Here is a 13,072-nt window from a genome sequence, read left to right as displayed (position 1 = left end):
CTCAGCCTCCGGTGACCGGCGGAAAGAAGGCCACTTCGTCGCCGTCCTTGAGCATGGTGCCGGGTGTGGCCACCTCGTGGTTCACCGCCACCAGCAGGCTGTTGTCAGCCAGCACCCGGGCCCAGGTGTCATCACGCGCTGCCAGGTGCTGCCGCAGGGCATTTACATCGGTAAACTCCGCCGGTATATCCAGAGTGTCTGTGTCCAGTTGTTCCCGCACGCGGGCAAAAAATACTACCTTGATCATTTGGCCTTGAACTCCCCGGACTTGCCGCCTTTTTTCTCCAGCAGGCGCACACCCTCGATCAGCATGTCTTTCTGTACCGCCTTGCACATGTCGTAAATGGTCAGCGCCGCCACCGAGGCGGCGGTCAGGGCTTCCATCTCGACCCCGGTCTGGCCCGCCAGCTTGCAGTAGCTTTCTATGCGTACCCCGCTCCGCTCGCGGTCGGGCTCGAGCTTCACTTCCACCTTTGACAGCGCCAGCGGATGGCACAGCGGAATGAGATCGGACGTTTTCTTGGCGGCCATGATGCCGGCGATGCGGGCGGTGGCGAACACATCCCCCTTGTGGTGCCGGCCTTCCAGGATCAGCGCCAGGGTCTCGGGGGCCATCCGCACCCAGGCCTCGGCCCGGGCTTCCCGGCTGGTCACCACCTTGTCGCTCACGTCCACCATGTTGGCCTCACCCGAGGCGTTGATGTGGGTCAGTTCACTCATGGCTTACACCAGATGCTGCACAAAGTTGCAGGGCTTGTGACGGGCGTCGAGCTGCTCGGCGAGAATGCCGTTCCAGCCGGTGCGGCAGGCGCCGGTGGAGCCCGGCAGGCAGAACACCGCGGTGCGGTTGGCCAGGCCGCCGAGGGCGCGGCTCTGCACCGTGGAGGTGCCCAGCTCCTGATAGGTGATATGGCGGAACAGCTCGCCAAAGCCGTCGACCACGGTGTCGAGCAGCGGCGCCACCGCTTCGGGGGTGGTGTCGCGGCCGGTAAAGCCGGTGCCGCCGGTGATCAATACCACCTGCACCTCGGGGCTGGCAATCCAGCGGGACACCAGGGCGCGAATGTCATATTTGTCGTCTTTCAGAATGGCCTTTTCCGCCAGCTTGTGGCCGGCTCCGGTGAGCGCGTCCACCAGAAAGCGGCCGGACGTGTCGGTGTCTTCATTGCGGGTATCGGAAACGGTGAGCACCGCGATATTGAGCGGTACCCGCTCCTGGCTTGCATGACTCATGAATGTCCCCCTTAATACTTTCACTTAAAAACATTTACTGCCTGCATTGTTCACCCCGAAGCGGGACAGGTCAATAACAAAAAAGCCTGTGGCCATCATGCCACAGGCTTTTGCACGCTTCATGGATCCAGATCAGAAACCCTCGACACCACGCATGTCGGGCAACCGGTGGGCAATGCCCTTGTGACAGTCGATGCAGGTTTTTTCGCCACTGGCCAGCGAGGTGGAATGGGCCTCGGCGGCACGGTTGCCCTGCACGCTGAAGTCCATGTAGTCGAAGTTGTGGCAGTTGCGGCACTCCCGGGAGTCGGTTTCCTTCATGCGCTGCCATTCCCGCTCGGCCATGTGCCGGCGGTGGGCTTCGAACTTCTCCGGCGTGTCGATAATGCCGGTGATCTTGCCCCATACCTCCTTGGACGCCGCGATTTTACGCACGATTTTGTGGGTCCACTCGTGGGGCACATGGCAGTCGGGACAGCTGGCCCGAACCCCGGAGCGGTTGGCATAGTGAATGGTATCCCGGTATTCCAGGTACACGTTGTCGCGCATTTCATGACAGCCGATGCAGAAGGTCTCGGTGTTGGTCATTTCCAGCGCGGTGTTGAAGCCCCCCCAGAAAATGACCCCGCCGACAAAACCCAGCAGCAACACCACCCCCGCCGCCACCCGGGCGGGGGTGCGAAACACCCGCCACAACCGCCGCAGCAATCCGTTCTTGTTCGCCATAAGACCTCCTCAGCGCAGTGACTCAACCGGCATAAAGGTGCTGTCCACCAGCGGCTCTGCCCCGGTCTGGGGCACATGGCACTGCAGGCAGAAATAGCGCCGGGGGCTGATGTCGCTCAGGGTCAGGCCGTCCCGGTTTTCGTAGTGGGTGGGGCTGACCCGGGGCGCATTGCGGCTGGCGGCGTTTTTCCAGCCGTGGCACGACAGACACTGGTTGACCTTGAGATCCACTTCATAGTCGCGCACCTGATGGGGGATCAGGGGCGGCTGGTGAATGTAGTCTCTGTCCTGAATGCCCTGATCCTTGAGCGGGTCTGCAATGCGGGCCGGAGCCGGATCCCGGTCCAGCGGCAGCTTGCCCCGCAGTGCCTCAAGATTGCCCGCATCGGGAGCGGCCACGGCCAGTCCGGCCAGCAGCAACAGGGGGACGATAAAATATCTTGCAGTGATGTTCATATGCGTTCTCCACCTTGCTTACACCGATCAGGCCTTGGTTACCCTGACAGCACACTTCTTGTAGTCAGTTTCCTTGGACAACGGACAGGTCGCGTCCAGGGTCAGGCGGTTGATCAGCTGGCTTTCGTCAAACCAGGGCACAAACACCAGGCCCCGGGGCGGCCGGTTGCGACCGCGGGTTTCGACTCGGGTTTTCATCTCGCCCCGACGGGAAGCCAGCACCACCTCGTCGCCCCGGCGCAGGCCACGGGCTTTGGCATCGTCCGGATGCATGAACACCTGGGCCGCCGGATAGGAGCGGTGCAGCTCGGGCACCCGCCGGGTCATGGATCCGGAGTGCCAGTGCTCCAGCACCCGGCCGGTGGACAGCCAGAGATCAAACTCGTCGTCGGGCGCTTCCGCCGCCGGCTCGTAGGGCAGCGCAAAGATCACCGCGCGCTTGTCCTTGTGGCCGTAAAACTGCACGCCACTGCCCTTTTCCACATAGGGGTCATAGCCTTCCCGGTAGCGCCACCGGGTTTCCTCGCCGTTCACCACCGGCCAGCGCAGGCCCCGCTCCTGGTGGTAACGGTCGTAGGGCGCCAGATCGTGGCCGTGGCCCCGGCCAAACTCGGCATATTCCTCAAACAGGCCCTTTTGTACATAAAAGCCGAAGTGATCCCGTTCGTCGTTGAGCTCGTTCTTGCAGTCCTCGGCAGGGAAACGATCCACCTGGCCGTTGTTAAACAGCACCTCATACAGCGACTTGCCCCGGTATTCGGGCATTTTCGCCAGCAGCGCCTCGGGCCAGACCTCCTCCATGGTGAAACGTCTGGAGAATTCCATCAGCTGCCACAGATCCGAACGGGCACCCTCTGGCGCTTTCACCTGCTGATACCACACCTGGGTACGGCGCTCGGCATTGCCGTAGCCCCCTTCCTTTTCCACCCACATGGCGGTGGGCAGCACCAGATCCGCCGCCTGGGCGGTGACCGTGGGATACGGATCCGACACCACCACAAAGTTGTCGGGGTGGCGGTAGCCGGGCAGGCTTTCCTCGTTCATGTTGGCCGCCGCCTGCATATTGTTGTTGCACATCACCCAGTAGGCATTGAGCTTGCCGTCCTTGAGCATGCGGTTTTGCAGCACCGCGTGGTAGCCGGGCACGGGATTGATGGTGCCCTCGGGCAGCTTCCAGATTTTTTCGGCCATGGCGCGGTGTTCAGGGTTGGCCACCACCATGTCGGCGGGCAGACGGTGGGCGAAGGTGCCCACCTCCCGGGCGGTACCGCAGGCAGACGGCTGGCCGGTGAGGGAAAACGGACTGTTGCCGGGCTCGGCAATCTTGCCGGTGAGCAGGTGAATGTTGTAGACCATGTTGTTGGCCCAGGTACCCCGGGTATGCTGGTTAAAGCCCATGGTCCAGAACGACACCACCTTGGTAGCGGGATCGGCATAGGCCTGTGCCAGGGCTTCCAGGCGCTCGGCGGGCACGCCGGACAGTTCGGCCACGGTCTCGAGGTCGTAGTCGGCCACAAAGGCGGCAAAGTCTTCAAAGCTGATTGGGCTGGCGGCACCGGAGTCGGGATTGGCGGCCGCCGCCTGACGTGGATGGGTCGGGCGCAGGCCATAACCGATGTCGGTTTCGCCCTTCACAAAACGCACATGGCGATCGACGAAGTCACGGTTTACATGGCCGTTTTCGATAATGTAATGGGCAATGTAGTTAAGAATGGCCAGATCGGTCTGGGGCTCGAACACCATGCCGTTGTCGGCCAGCTCGAAACTGCGGTGCTCAAAGGTGGACAGCACATGCACCCGCACATGGGGTGCGCTCAGGCGGCGGTCGGTCAGCCGCGACCACAGAATGGGGTGCATTTCCGCCATATTGGAGCCCCACAGCACAAAGGCGTCGGTGGCTTCGATGTCGTCGTAGCAGCCCATGGGCTCGTCCATGCCAAAGGTGCGCATAAAGCCGGCCACCGCCGAGGCCATGCAATGGCGCGCGTTGGGATCCAGGTTATTGGAACGAAAGCCGGCCTTGTACAGCTTGGCGGCGGCGTAACCTTCCATGATGGTCCACTGGCCGGAGCCGAACATGCCCACGGCCTCGGGGCCTTGTTCCTTGAGCGCCGCCTTCCATTTTTCCGCCATGATATCAAAGGCCTGATCCCAGCTGACAGGAGTGAATTCGCCGTGCTTGTCGTATTTTCCGTCGGTCATGCGCAGCAAGGGCGTGGTCAGCCGATCCTTGCCATACATGATCTTCGACAGAAAATAGCCCTTGATGCAGTTCAGCCCCCGGTTCACCGGCGCCTCGGGATCCCCCTGGGTGGCCACCACCTTGCCGTTCTGGGAGCCCACCAGCACCGAGCAGCCGGTGCCACAAAAGCGGCAGGGCGCCTTGTCCCACCTGATGGCGGTCTGATCCCGGCTGGTGATCAGATTGGTGGCCCCGGCCGGCAGCGCTAGCCCGGCGGCTGCGGCCGCCGCCGCCACGGCATTGGCTTTCATAAAGTCGCGACGATTCAGTTTCATGCTGGCTCCTTACCGGCCTCAGGCCCGGCAAATTCATGATAAATCAGGGTGGTGGAGAGAATGCCGTCCATCAGGGCAATGGCGTCGATGTGCCGAACAATGTGCTGCTGGTCGGGTCCTTCCAGCGCCACCACCAGTTTGCCCTGCTCGCCGGACACCGGCACCTCGGCACCGGGCAACTGTTCAATGGCGTCTATGGCCGCCGGCATGCTCTCGGGCCGGCAGTGCACCACCAGGCTGGCCACATGCCATTCCTGCTCACTCATGCTTGCTCCTCCTTCACCATGTGAATGGCTCCCACCGGGCAGGCCGCCACGCAGCCGCCGCAGCCGTTGCAGGCGGCTTCGTTCAGCTCGGGCACCGCCACTGCCCCCAGCCGGGGACGAAAGCGAATGGCGGCGGGCTCGCAACCGTCTTCGCAGCTGCGGCAATGCACCCCCTTTTGCGCCAGGCAGGCATCATGAAACGCCGCATACTGCCGCCAGGGGGAGTCGCTTCGCGGGGAAAACAGGGGTTCGGCACAGGCCGTCGCGCACGCTCCGCAAAAGGTGCATGCCCCCCGGGAAAAATCAATGCTCGGAAAGCCGCCGTCGGCGGTAACGATGATCTGCTCGGGACAGGCCCGCAGACAGTCGCCGCAGCGAGTGCAGCCGTCGCTGAACTGCGGCCAGGGCACCGCCCAGGGCAGGGACTGGGCCGGACCTTTTGCGCCCAGCCCTCCTCTGAGCCAGCGCCGCCGTGATAAATCGGGTGTGGTATCCATACTGCTCCCGTTTGTGGTGATCAGCCACGAAATTAGCACACATTTCGTACACGTGAATCTGTTCCGGGCTTACTGGCCACAGAGTAAAACAGCGGGAGAGCAAAAAGAATGATCTGGAATATGTATTTGAGGCGAGCTTGATCAGGATCAAGCTCAGCGTGGCCACGGGGACGGCCACGCCCGTCGTTCAGCAGAAACTCAGCCGCCGATGGAGGCCAGGTGGGGAGTCATGCCGCTTTGGCCTTGGTGCAGAAAATGAGTGGCCTTTTTGTCGGCCAGGGCTTCGCGCAGGCGGCGTTGCAGCGCCGCCTGCTGGCCTTCATGCTGCAGCAGGTCGCGCAGATCCACACCATATTCGCCAAACAGGCACAAATGCAGCTTGCCCAGGGCCGACACCCGCAGCCGGTTACAGCTGGCACAAAAGTCTTTGGCATAGGGCATGATCAGGCCGATTTCGCCCACGTAGTCCGTATGCCAGAATACCTCGGCCGGGCCGTCATTATGGGCGCGCACCTTCTGCTGCCAGCCCGCGGCCAGCAACTTTTCCTTGATGGCGGCCCCGCGCACATGGTGGCGCTCAAACAGCTCGTCCATTTCCCCGGTCTGCATCAGCTCGATAAAGCGCAGCTGAATGGGCGTGGATTTGATCCAGTCCAGAAACCGGCCCAGCTCGCCGTCGTTCAGCCCTCGCATCAGCACGGTATTGACCTTGACCTGCTCAAAGCCGGCGGCAAAGGCGGCATCGATGCCCGCCATCACCTCATGAAAGCGGTTCTGCCCGGTGATCTGGTGAAACATGCGCGGGTCCAGGCTGTCGACACTGACATTGATGGCGCTCAGGCCGGCGCTGCGCCAGTCGGCCACCCGCTCCGCCATGCGGTAGCCATTGGTGGTGGTGGCCACCTTGCGAATGCCCGGGGTCGACGCCACCGCCTCGATAATGTGAGTGAAATCCCGGCGCATGGACGGCTCGCCACCGGTGATGCGCACCTTGTTGGTGCCCATGGCGGCAAAGGTCCGGGTGACACGGCGAATTTCATCCAGGGTCAGAAAGGACTTGCGCCCGTCCGGCCGGTAGCCGTCGGGCAGGCAGTACTGGCAACGAAAATTGCAGACGTCGGTGATCGACAACCGCAAATAATGAAACTTGCGCGCGAACGCGTCTTGTAATTCCAACATAAACACCTTTCCAGAACGGGAGGCGACGACATTTCTCTCGGCACCCTTACGAACCGCAACTTGCGGCTCGAACGGTCCAGCCTCCCTATCGACGGTGTTACGACGACTTAGGCATACCGGACTCGGAGTTTTTAACGGCGATGACAATTATCACTTTCACCTTAGGGGCAAACATTGCTTCAGATCAAGAAATATTTGTTCACGAACAACGGGAAGGCAAACCGGCCGGTACCCAGGTCAGCGGACGGTGTCACTCGGTTCTGGCAGTTTCATATTGCAACAAAAAAGACTTTCACAATGGGAAAATTCGCACTCTGCAATGGCTATTTTTGGGTCCGAAATGCCGCCAACCCTTGTAGCATGGGCTTTTGCAAAGTTGGCACGATACTTTCATATATGTAACCAGTCGTTTTTATCCCGTGCTCTCTTCAGCTCCCGCTGAAGTTCGGCCAACCCATTGGGTTGGCCATTTTTTTTTGCCTCTTTACCGTGAGCCCAGCCGGTTCTGCACGCATGCCAGTGTTTCTTGCAGTGCCTGCTGCCAGGCCTTCATCAGGGCGGCAATCTCCGCTGGTTCATGGCGCCGGCAGGCCGCCTCCAGCTTTTCTGCCAGAAACTGGCAACGCAGCGCCCCGTAACTGCCACAGGCCGACTTCAGGCTGTGACACCAGCGGGCCATGCCGTCCTCATTCTGTTCAGCAAAGGCCTCGGCCAGGGAGGCCCCCTGCTGCACACCGTCTTCCGCAAACAGTCGCAACAACCGTTCCAGTGCTTCGCCACCCAGATCCCGCTCCAGCTGTTCCAGCCGAAGCTCATCCAGCAGTGGCAGACGGCCATGCAGCCGCTGCCAGTCAGCCATGGTCGCCTCCCCAGCTCTGCAACTTGCGGTAAATGGTGGACGGGCTCACTTCCAGCAGGGCCGCCGCCCGGGAAATGTTGCCGTCGCAATGGGCGATGGTGCGTTCAATGGCCTGGCGCTCGATCACCGCCAGCGGCAGGATCGGCTGAGATGCCGGCAGCAGATCCCGCTCTGCGGCGGGCGCCTCGGACAGGGGCCGATCGAGGGGAGCCGGCAGCATGTCCACCTCGATCCACTCTCCCCGGTGCAGCACCACTGCGTTGCGGATCACGTTTTGCAGCTGGCGTACGTTACCCGGCCAGTGATAGGCCTGCAGCCGGTCCTTGGTGGCTTCCGACAGGCCCACAAATTCCTTGCCCTCTTCCCGCGAGGCCTGGCGTACCAGGGCGGTGGCGATGCTGATCACATCGGCCCCCCGCTCGCGCAGTGGCGGCAGGTGCACCGGAATCACATGCAGGCGGTAGTAAAGGTCTTCCCGGAACCGGCCCTGCTCCACCTCCACCAGGGGATCCCGGTTGGTAGCACAGACGATGCGCACATCCACCTTGACATGGTTGGAGCTGCCCACCGGCTGGATCAGGCCGGTCTGCAGAAAGCGCAGCAGCTTGCTTTGCAGCTCCAGATCCATTTCACAGATCTCATCCATAAACAGGGTGCCGCCGTTGGCGCGGATCACGGCGCCGTCCCGATCCTGCAGCGCCCCGGTAAAGGCGCCCTTGATGTGACCAAACAGCTCACTTTCCATCAGATCCCGCGGAATCGCCGCGCAGTTCAGGGCGATAAAGGGGCCATCAGCCCGGCCACTGAGCTGGTGAATGGCCTCGGCACACACCTCCTTGCCGGTGCCGCTTTCTCCGGTGATAAACACGGTAGCGGTGCTGGGAGCGGCATTTTCAATCAGCCGGTAGACCTTTTGCATCGGCAGGCTTTCGCCGATAAAGCCCTGAAACCGTTCCCGCTCCATTTCATGACGGTATTGATCCACCAGCTGGTTGAGGTGGCGGAATTTCATGGTGTTGTGCAGGGTTACCTTGAGCCGCTCGGCTTCCACCGGCTTGCTGATAAAGTCGTGGGCCCCCAGGCGCATGGCGTCTACCGCCACGTCCACCGAGCCGTGGGCCGTCATCACTATGGTGGTGACATTCAGCTGCTCCTGGTGCAGCCATTGCAGAATGTCCATACCAGGCATGTCGGGCAGGATCAGATCCAGCAACAGAATGTCGGGCGGCTGACGACGAATATGCTCCAGCGCCTCCTGGCCACTGCTGACCAGCGTCAGCGACAGAGGCTCGTCCTGCAAAAACATCTGATACATGGCCGCCAGCGATGGCGTGTCTTCCACCATCAGGACATTCAGCCTTTGCTCTACCATCTCGTTTCTCTCGTTGTTTCCATATTTGTTGTTTTCAGCCACCGAACAAAAAAGACTTGCCATTGAGTAACGCCATGTTAACATCATTTCAACATTCGTTATGACTCATTTGTTACTCTTGTAATTCCGCATTTTCATGCGTTAGCGCGATGTGAAGCGAAGCCTGTTTTATGCCCGTGTGGCTGCTGCGAAACCAGGGTCGGATCTCCGCCCTGGTCTTTTTTATGTTCAGGCCGGGTTGTCGATGTCGACAAAATCCACCTGCAAACCATGCTCGGCCGCCAGCCATTCGCCCAGCGCCTTGACGCCGTAACGCTCGGTGGCATGATGCCCCGCCGCAAAAAAATGCACTCCCAGCTCCCGGGCCACATGCACCGTCTGCTCCGACACCTCACCGCTGATAAAGGCGTCCATGCCCTGCTCTGCCGCCAGCTCGATATAGCCCTGACCACCGCCGGTACACCAGCCCACCCGACGGATCCGATTCGGCCCGCCTTCGCCCACGTGCAGCACGCGCCGGCCCAGTTGCTGCTCAATGCGCGCGGCCAGCTCGGGGCCGCTGAGCGGCGACGCCAGCTCGCCGGCCATGGCCACCGACAGCGGATTGCCGGCTTCAAGCGGGCCGGTCACATCAATGCCCAGCAGACTCGCCAGTTGTGCGTTGTTGCCGAGCCCGGGAGCGATGTCCAGCGGCAAATGATAGGCATAGAGATTAATATCGTGACCGAGCAGGGCCTTCAGGCGGTGGCGCTTCATGCCCCGCACCGGCTGGGACTCCCCCTTCCAGAAGTAGCCGTGATGCACCAGCAAGGCATCGGCGCCAAGCTCCACGGCCCGGTCGATCAGTGCCTGACTGGCGGTCACGCCGGTCACCAGGTGGCGCACCTCGGCACGGCCTTCCACTTGCAGGCCGTTCGGGCAATAATCGCGAATAGCATCCACATTCAGCTGGCGGTTAAGCAGCTGTTCGAGCTCCATGTTGTTCATGCTGGCTCCCGTCATTTGAAATTGGCCCATTGTAAATCATAAAGAGAATGGTTATGAGCCCTTTACTCAGCGAGTTGCTGAACCGGCTGACCCACAACGAGGTGCGAGATCTGGCCTGGGCCATTGGCAGCCCGAGCCTGTTGCCCGGACTGGAGCAGGCGCCGGACGACCAGTGGTATTCACAATTGCTCGAGGAGTATCGCCCGCGCCTGCTGGCACTGGATCGGGAGCCGGCGGTGCTGCTGCGTTATTGCGGCAACTGTCGTCGTCTGGGTCAGTATTTCGAGGCCCTGTGGCATTTCTTTCTGCTGGATCACCCGCGCTTTCAGGTGCTTGGCTACAATCGCCAGCAGGTGGTGGCCGGACGCACTTTGGGAGCCTTTGATCTGCTGCTGTGGGATCATCGCCACCGGCGCATCGAACACTGGGAGCTGGCGGTCAAGTTTTACCTGATCACCGACATACAGGCGCCGCACGACAGCGCCCTGGGCATCAATCCTTGCGACAGGCTGCGTCGCAAACTGGATCATATGCAGCAGCATCAGTTGCGTCTGAGCCGGCAGCCGGCGGTGCGCCGGGCGCTGACGGCGGAAGGGCTGATGCCGGACCATACCCGGCTGGTGCTGAAAGGCCGGCTGTTCTATCCCCTGGGAGCCCCCCTGCCCGCCAGCCACGCCGGCAATATTGGCCGGTGGGGCCATGAACTGCCCGGCACCGGCTTTGAGCCGCAACAAAAACTGGGCTGGATGACCGGCGGCCGGCGCACCTGCGAACAACGGGATCGGCAAAACTACCGGGATCGGCACGGCAACTGGTATGTCAGGGTGAACCGCAGTTGGAATAAAGAGGGAGAGCACGGAAAAATGGAGGCGCGTTCCGGAGTCGAACCGGACTGAACGGATTTGCAATCCGCTGCATAACCGCTTTGCTAACGCGCCTGTGCAGAACTGGAGCGGGAAACGAGACTCGAACTCGCGACCCCAACCTTGGCAAGGTTGTGCTCTACCAACTGAGCTATTCCCGCTTATCAAGAAGGTATCAGCCGCTCATCGCCGCTGATGGGTGGGCATTATAGGCAGGACGTTCGCCAATACAAGCGCTTTTTCGCAACATTGTGTCATTTGCTTTAATTTTCAGCATCTTGGGTAATTTTTTAGCGCCCCGGCTGCTAAGCTTGGGGTCCTGTTTCGCGTTGGAGTCCATTATGCCTCTGTTGTTGTTTGCCCTGCTCTGGCTGCCTCTGGCTCATGCCGACAACCGGCCGGCCCCCGAGGCTGCCACCGGCTGGCAGAACCAGCCCCTGGTTCATGCCGACAAGGCCATGGTGGTCACCGCCAACCCGCACGCCAGCCGGGCAGGCCGGGCCATGCTGGCCAGGGGCGGCAGCGCGGTGGACGCCATGATCGCAGCCCAGATGGTGCTGACCCTGGTCGAGCCCCAGTCCTCGGGGCTGGGCGGCGGCGGTTTTCTGGTGCACTGGCAACAGCAGGAGCGGCAACTCATCACCCTGGATGGCCGGGAAACTGCACCCCGCCAGGCACCTCCCGACTTGTTTCTCGACGATCAGGGCCAGCCTCTGGCGTTTATGGACGCCGTGGTCGGCGGTCGCTCGGTAGGCACCCCGGGCACCGTGATGCTGATGTGGCAGGCACACCAGCGTTTCGGCACCCTGCCCTGGCGGGAGCTGTTTGCGCCGGCCATTACCCTGGCGCTGAACGGTTTTGAGGTGTCGCCGCGACTGGCACAATCAATCGCACAACATCGTGACAGCCTGCAACGGGACCCCGCCAGCCGCCTTTACTTTTTTGACAAGCAAGGCCGGCCACTCGCGGCCGGTGATCGTCTGGCCAACCCGGAGCTGGCGGCCCTGCTGACCCGACTCAGCATTGAAGGCCCCTCGGCCTTTTACGCCGGCAAAATCGCCCAACTGATGATAGACAAGGTGCAAGATGCCGGCGGTCATCTGAGCCTGGCCGATCTCGAGCAGTACCGGGTGCAACAGCGCCCGGCGTTATGCTTTCCCTATCGTCAGTACAAGGTGTGCGGCATGGGACCGCCCGGCTCGGGCACCCTGGCCCTGGGCCAGATCATGGGGATTTTGTCCCATTTCGAACTGAGCCGGCTGGGACCCAGCTCATCCGAGGCCTGGCGGCTGATTGCCGATGCCTCGCGGCTGGCCTTTGCCGACCGCGCCCGCTACGTCACCGACAGTGATTTTGTGCCGGTACCGGTAGAAGGCCTGCTCGACGCCGACTACTTGGCCGAACGCGCTCAATTACTGAAAAACACCGAGCGCGCCCTGCCCTCGGTGGCCCCGGGCACCCCCAAGGGACACTGGCCCACGGCGCCCGATGCCTCGCCCGAGTTCCCCTCCACCACACACATCAGCATCATCGATGCCGATGGCAATGCGGTGTCTCTCACATCCACCATTGAGAATGCCTTTGGCTCCCGGCTGATGGTACAGGGCATTCTGCTCAATAACGAGCTGACCGACTTTGCCTTTGAGCCCGAGATCAAGGGGGTGCCGGTGGCCAACCGGCTGCAGCCCGGCAAGCGGCCACGCTCCTCCATGAGCCCGACCCTGGTGTTTGACGATAAGGAGCAATTGCTGCTGGTGCTGGGCTCCCCCGGCGGCAGCAGCATTATCGGTTATGTGCTGCATACCCTGGTGAACCTGCTCGACTGGGGCATGGACGTGCGTGAGGCCGTGCATCAGCCTCATGTGCTGCACCGGGGAAATACCCTGGACATGGAGCCCTTTGGCCGCAACCTGGCCCTGCAGGCGGCGATGACGGCACTCGGCCATGAGGTTCGCACCACCGAGCTTAACTCGGGCCTGCACCTGATTATGCGCACCGCCGAGGGCCTGCGGGGCGTCGCCGACCCACGCCGCGAGGGGCTGGCCCTGGCCGCAGACTGACGGCCCGGCCACCCGTAAAAATTCGGCCCGTGTCCCTCAAGTTTCTTCACCACGGGC

General features: G+C 61.7%; 15 protein-coding genes, 2 tRNA genes and 1 riboswitch. Of the genes, 2 read left to right on the top strand and 15 right to left on the bottom strand.

Annotated features, from left to right (window positions below; all coding sequences use genetic code 11):
• Position 1: 1 nt before the first annotated feature.
• The 12 genes from moaD to PU634_RS06405 form a co-directional block, all read right to left on the bottom strand.
• The gene (moaD, locus tag PU634_RS06460; protein ID WP_306763239.1) at positions 2–247 is read right to left on the bottom strand and encodes a molybdopterin synthase sulfur carrier subunit; all 246 of its coding nucleotides are present in this window, start codon (positions 245–247) and stop codon (positions 2–4) included.
• Positions 244–720, bottom strand: a complete 477-nt coding sequence (moaC, locus tag PU634_RS06455; RefSeq protein WP_306763238.1) for a cyclic pyranopterin monophosphate synthase MoaC — start codon at positions 718–720, stop codon at positions 244–246. The genes moaD and moaC overlap by 4 nt, the downstream gene beginning before the upstream one ends.
• 3 nt (positions 721–723) lie before the next feature.
• Positions 724–1,233: a molybdenum cofactor biosynthesis protein B gene (gene moaB / locus PU634_RS06450; protein WP_306763237.1), complete on the bottom strand. Its 510-nt coding sequence runs from the start codon at positions 1,231–1,233 to the stop codon at positions 724–726.
• Positions 1,234–1,365: 132 nt separating this feature from the next.
• Entirely contained in the window at positions 1,366–1,959 is a 594-nt protein-coding gene (locus PU634_RS06445; protein ID WP_306763236.1) for a cytochrome c3 family protein, read from the bottom strand.
• A 9-nt stretch (positions 1,960–1,968) separates the two neighbouring features.
• Positions 1,969–2,415 (bottom strand): nitrate reductase cytochrome c-type subunit, encoded by a 447-nt coding sequence (locus PU634_RS06440; protein ID WP_306763235.1) that lies wholly within the window; start codon positions 2,413–2,415, stop codon positions 1,969–1,971.
• 27 nt (positions 2,416–2,442) lie between these two features.
• Positions 2,443–4,932: a nitrate reductase catalytic subunit NapA gene (gene napA, locus PU634_RS06435; protein ID WP_306763234.1), complete on the bottom strand. Its 2,490-nt coding sequence runs from the start codon at positions 4,930–4,932 to the stop codon at positions 2,443–2,445.
• Positions 4,929–5,198, bottom strand: coding sequence for a chaperone NapD (locus PU634_RS06430; RefSeq protein ID WP_306763232.1), 270 nt, complete (start codon positions 5,196–5,198; stop codon positions 4,929–4,931). Before PU634_RS06430 ends, napA begins: the two co-directional genes overlap by 4 nt.
• Positions 5,195–5,695: a ferredoxin-type protein NapF gene (gene napF, locus PU634_RS06425; RefSeq protein ID WP_306763231.1), complete on the bottom strand. Its 501-nt coding sequence runs from the start codon at positions 5,693–5,695 to the stop codon at positions 5,195–5,197. Before napF ends, PU634_RS06430 begins: the two co-directional genes overlap by 4 nt.
• Before the next feature lie 198 nt (positions 5,696–5,893).
• Entirely contained in the window at positions 5,894–6,874 is a 981-nt protein-coding gene (gene moaA / locus PU634_RS06420) for a GTP 3',8-cyclase MoaA (protein ID WP_306763230.1), read from the bottom strand.
• A riboswitch (molybdenum cofactor riboswitch) is annotated at positions 6,862–7,014 on the bottom strand. It overlaps the preceding gene by 13 nt.
• 344 nt (positions 7,015–7,358) lie before the next feature.
• Complete coding sequence (locus tag PU634_RS06415; RefSeq protein ID WP_306763229.1) at positions 7,359–7,733, bottom strand: Hpt domain-containing protein; 375 nt, start codon at positions 7,731–7,733, stop codon at positions 7,359–7,361.
• Positions 7,726–9,105, bottom strand: a complete 1,380-nt coding sequence (locus tag PU634_RS06410) for a sigma-54-dependent transcriptional regulator (RefSeq protein ID WP_306763228.1) — start codon at positions 9,103–9,105, stop codon at positions 7,726–7,728. Before PU634_RS06410 ends, PU634_RS06415 begins: the two co-directional genes overlap by 8 nt.
• 228 nt (positions 9,106–9,333) lie before the next feature.
• Positions 9,334–10,092: a Nif3-like dinuclear metal center hexameric protein gene (locus tag PU634_RS06405; protein WP_306763227.1), complete on the bottom strand. Its 759-nt coding sequence runs from the start codon at positions 10,090–10,092 to the stop codon at positions 9,334–9,336.
• A gap of 53 nt (positions 10,093–10,145) precedes the next feature.
• Here PU634_RS06405 and PU634_RS06400 point away from each other — a divergent pair, with 53 nt between their 5' ends.
• Positions 10,146–10,988: a DUF1853 family protein gene (locus PU634_RS06400; protein ID WP_306763226.1), complete on the top strand. Its 843-nt coding sequence runs from the start codon at positions 10,146–10,148 to the stop codon at positions 10,986–10,988.
• Here PU634_RS06400 and PU634_RS06395 read toward each other — a convergent pair.
• The 3 genes from PU634_RS06395 to PU634_RS06385 form a co-directional block, all read right to left on the bottom strand.
• Positions 10,957–11,030 (bottom strand) — tRNA-Cys (locus tag PU634_RS06395). The two genes, PU634_RS06400 and PU634_RS06395, sit on opposite strands and share 32 nt — an antisense overlap.
• 10 nt (positions 11,031–11,040) lie before the next feature.
• Positions 11,041–11,116: transfer RNA gene (locus tag PU634_RS06390), tRNA-Gly, on the bottom strand.
• 14 nt (positions 11,117–11,130) lie between these two features.
• A complete protein-coding gene (locus PU634_RS06385; protein ID WP_306763225.1) occupies positions 11,131–11,295 on the bottom strand; it encodes a hypothetical protein in 165 nt (54 codons plus the stop codon).
• Between the two features lies 1 nt (position 11,296).
• Here PU634_RS06385 and ggt point away from each other — a divergent pair, with 1 nt between their 5' ends.
• On the top strand, positions 11,297–13,015 hold the full coding sequence (ggt, locus tag PU634_RS06380; protein ID WP_306763224.1) for a gamma-glutamyltransferase: 1,719 nt from the start codon (positions 11,297–11,299) through the stop codon (positions 13,013–13,015).
• The last annotated feature ends 57 nt before the right edge of the window (positions 13,016–13,072 follow it).

Origin of the sequence: Oceanimonas pelagia, from assembly GCF_030849025.1 — a bacterium.
GTDB classification, from domain to species: Bacteria; Pseudomonadota; Gammaproteobacteria; order Enterobacterales; family Aeromonadaceae; genus Oceanimonas; species Oceanimonas pelagia.
The sequence above is the reverse complement of the archived record's forward strand: the minus strand, read 5'-3'. Positions and strand labels throughout refer to the sequence as shown.

What these genes read in the sequence shown, in the direction of transcription:
- PU634_RS06385 (WP_306763225.1), bottom strand. Translation starts at nt 11,295, where the DNA reads ATGGACTCCAACGCGAAACAGGACCCCAAGCTTAGCAGCCGGGGCGCT.
- PU634_RS06445 (WP_306763236.1), bottom strand. Translation starts at nt 1,959, where the DNA reads ATGGCGAACAAGAACGGATTGCTGCGGCGGTTGTGGCGGGTGTTTCGC.
- moaB (WP_306763237.1), bottom strand. Translation starts at nt 1,233, where the DNA reads ATGAGTCATGCAAGCCAGGAGCGGGTACCGCTCAATATCGCGGTGCTC.
- PU634_RS06440 (WP_306763235.1), bottom strand. Translation starts at nt 2,415, where the DNA reads ATGAACATCACTGCAAGATATTTTATCGTCCCCCTGTTGCTGCTGGCC.
- napF (WP_306763231.1), bottom strand. Translation starts at nt 5,695, where the DNA reads ATGGATACCACACCCGATTTATCACGGCGGCGCTGGCTCAGAGGAGGG.
- PU634_RS06415 (WP_306763229.1), bottom strand. Translation starts at nt 7,733, where the DNA reads ATGGCTGACTGGCAGCGGCTGCATGGCCGTCTGCCACTGCTGGATGAG.
- moaC (WP_306763238.1), bottom strand. Translation starts at nt 720, where the DNA reads ATGAGTGAACTGACCCACATCAACGCCTCGGGTGAGGCCAACATGGTG.
- PU634_RS06430 (WP_306763232.1), bottom strand. Translation starts at nt 5,198, where the DNA reads ATGAGTGAGCAGGAATGGCATGTGGCCAGCCTGGTGGTGCACTGCCGG.
- moaA (WP_306763230.1), bottom strand. Translation starts at nt 6,874, where the DNA reads ATGTTGGAATTACAAGACGCGTTCGCGCGCAAGTTTCATTATTTGCGG.
- PU634_RS06405 (WP_306763227.1), bottom strand. Translation starts at nt 10,092, where the DNA reads ATGAACAACATGGAGCTCGAACAGCTGCTTAACCGCCAGCTGAATGTG.
- PU634_RS06410 (WP_306763228.1), bottom strand. Translation starts at nt 9,105, where the DNA reads ATGGTAGAGCAAAGGCTGAATGTCCTGATGGTGGAAGACACGCCATCG.
- moaD (WP_306763239.1), bottom strand. Translation starts at nt 247, where the DNA reads ATGATCAAGGTAGTATTTTTTGCCCGCGTGCGGGAACAACTGGACACA.
- napA (WP_306763234.1), bottom strand. Translation starts at nt 4,932, where the DNA reads ATGAAACTGAATCGTCGCGACTTTATGAAAGCCAATGCCGTGGCGGCG.
- ggt (WP_306763224.1), top strand. Translation starts at nt 11,297, where the DNA reads ATGCCTCTGTTGTTGTTTGCCCTGCTCTGGCTGCCTCTGGCTCATGCC.
- PU634_RS06400 (WP_306763226.1), top strand. Translation starts at nt 10,146, where the DNA reads ATGAGCCCTTTACTCAGCGAGTTGCTGAACCGGCTGACCCACAACGAG.